The following is a 2,381-nucleotide window of genomic DNA, read 5'->3' as shown; positions in this document are numbered from 1 at the left end:
GGTCGGGTAGCCGGGTCATGTTGCCACGACCCGGCCCCCTCAGAACCGGGCATGCCTGTTTCCAAGCACCACGGCTCAAGCAAGCCCAAAGGCTTCACAGAATCTGCTGTTTGTTGGTGCCATCGCTCGCATGATGCTGTCGGTGGCATTCGGAGTGCACGAGTCGAAGATTCTTGACCTCATCAGATCCGCCGTTCCGCCGGTAGGTGAAGTGGTGTTTGTGCAACCGCTTCTTCATCGCGTCGAACCAGTCGATCCACTCGCGTGGACTGTCTGGCTCGTATTCCGCTCCGACGATGAGCGCCTGACCACAGAGCGGACAGAGTCCCTTCTGGCGGGCTGCCAGAGTAAGGCTGATTCTGTCCATCGGTGGAGGCGTGCGCGTCTTGCGGCGTTGGCTCCAGTAGTCGCCGAGCGCGGGATCGTCAGGCGAGGACTTTCCCTTGACTAACTGGTGCCTTCTGATGTTGGTCCAGGCGAACTTGGGAAGGTGCGCACCTGTGGTGCGGTCACCGAAGACCCAGTTGTTGTTCTTGGACCGGTTGAGTCTTCCGAAGTACTTACTGACGATCCAGTACTTCGACTTCTTCGGGTGGGTGCGCTTGGCCCACTTGTAGGTGAGCGTCCACACGTAACTGTCCAGCGCTGAGAACGTCTTGCTGGATACCACCGTCCGGTAGTACGCAGACCACCCCCTGACGATCGGGGATAGCCTGCGGAGTACGACTGTGATGCTCTGTCCGAGGAGAGCTTGCATCTCGGAACGCAGTCGATTCCGGATCCTCTTCACCGCATCCTGGCTGGGCGTAATGATCAGGCTGTCGCCGTGGCGTCGGACGTTGAAGCCGAGGAAGTCGAACCCTTCGGAAAGATGAAGGATTCGCGTCTTCTCTTCGTTGAAGCGAAGACCTCGGGGTTCAAGCCAATCGCCAAGCCGCGACTTGACCGTCTCAGCTTCCTCCTTGCTCGTGCAGAACACGGCAAAGTCATCGGCGTAACGCACCAGGATCGGCGTCCCCTTCGCAGCCCACATCACTGTTCCTTTGCGGGTTGCGAACCGAACACCTGCGGCTTCCTCCATTCCGTGAAGTGCAATGTTGAGCAACAAGGGGCTGACCACTCCGCCTTGAGGTGTTCCCTCATCGGTGCGAGTGAAGCGTCCGTCGTCGACCACGCCTGCCTTCAGCCACTGGCGGACGAGTTCCCTGGCGGGGAAGCCGCCGACGCCGTCGAGCAGGCGGTCGTGGTCGATGCGGTCGAACGCTGCGGCCAGGTCGGCGTCGAGTACCCACTGACGTTTGGCCGTCTTGCCCTTCGCGGTGCTGAAGATCGCCTGGATGGCGTCGTGGCATCCGCGTCCTGGTCGAAATCCGTAGGATCGTGATTCGAAACGGGCTTCCCACTCGGGTTCCAGCGCATTCTTTACGCGCGCCTGGATTACTCGGTCGCGCATGACCGGGATACCGAGCGGGCGTTGCTTTCCATTGCTCTTCGGGATGTAGACCCGTTTGACGGGCTTGGCTCTCCAGGGCTGGGTTTCCTGGTCGATGTCGACCGCCATACGAGCTCGCGCCTGGGGGGTGAGTGCTCGTTCCCTGTCGATGCCTGCCGTCTTGCGGCCCTTGCTCTGCTGCGTTACCCGTTTCACGCTCAGGAGCGTGTTACTGCGGCTCCGCAGCATGAGCTTTTGCAGATTGCGGACCTTCTTGAGGTCCCCTTCCTGTGTCGCTTTGAAGATCCGTTGTCTCAGGCGCCGTACGTTTCCCTCAGTGTTGGCCCAGTCGATGCCGTGCCAGTCCAGTGGTTCGCCCTGCGGTCCGTTCGCTTTGGAGGTGCGGCCGGCAGTGGGGACTGTCTGTCGCATGTTCCTCCTTCGCGTCTAACTTGTCCGGCAGGTTCTGGCGTCATTACTCGGGATGGTTCAAAGGCTTACCCGGCCCACGTGGGCACCCTTTCGGGTCAGGCCATTACGACCTGTATCCGGCGAGTTATAGCCTGGGTTGAAGGAATCCAGGGTTTTCCTCTGACCTTTCGGTCGACCGGCGTTCGCTTCTTGGGCCATCCTGTTCCCGCTGGGGAATTGGGCCTTCCTTGCGGTCGGCTTACCGGGCTGAGCCCGGACTCCAACGGGGTTTCCACGTTCCACACACGTAAGTTGCGGCTGGGGTGGGTGCCCCCTCTATCCCGGAACCGGCGGTGTCCTCCTCCCGGTCTCAAATCTCCGAGAGTCGCCTGACGTCTTTCAACGCCGGGTTCTGTAGCCACTGATTGCGAACCATCGGGCGGCTTCAACCTTACGAGACATCAACGGGGGTTCACGCGGTTCACCCGTCCAGCCTTTCCCTCGCCTGTCGTTCCCCGATGGTCAGGGAACCCTTGGG

At 60.7% G+C, this 2,381-nt stretch carries 1 protein-coding gene; it reads right to left on the bottom strand.

The features are described from left to right. Positions 1–94: 94 nt before the first annotated feature. Positions 95–1,864, bottom strand: coding sequence for a group II intron reverse transcriptase/maturase (gene ltrA / locus ACZ6IM_RS42525; RefSeq protein ID WP_461712414.1), 1,770 nt, complete (start codon positions 1,862–1,864; stop codon positions 95–97). Positions 1,865–2,381: the final 517 nt, after the last annotated feature.

The organism is Streptomyces sp. NPDC042336 (genome assembly GCF_055581985.1).
The sequence above is the reverse complement of the archived record's forward strand: the minus strand, read 5'-3'. Positions and strand labels throughout refer to the sequence as shown.

Excerpts from the sequence above, each read along its gene's own strand:
- ltrA (WP_461712414.1), bottom strand. The coding sequence starts at position 1,864 with ATGCGACAGACAGTCCCCACTGCCGGCCGCACCTCCAAAGCGAACGGA.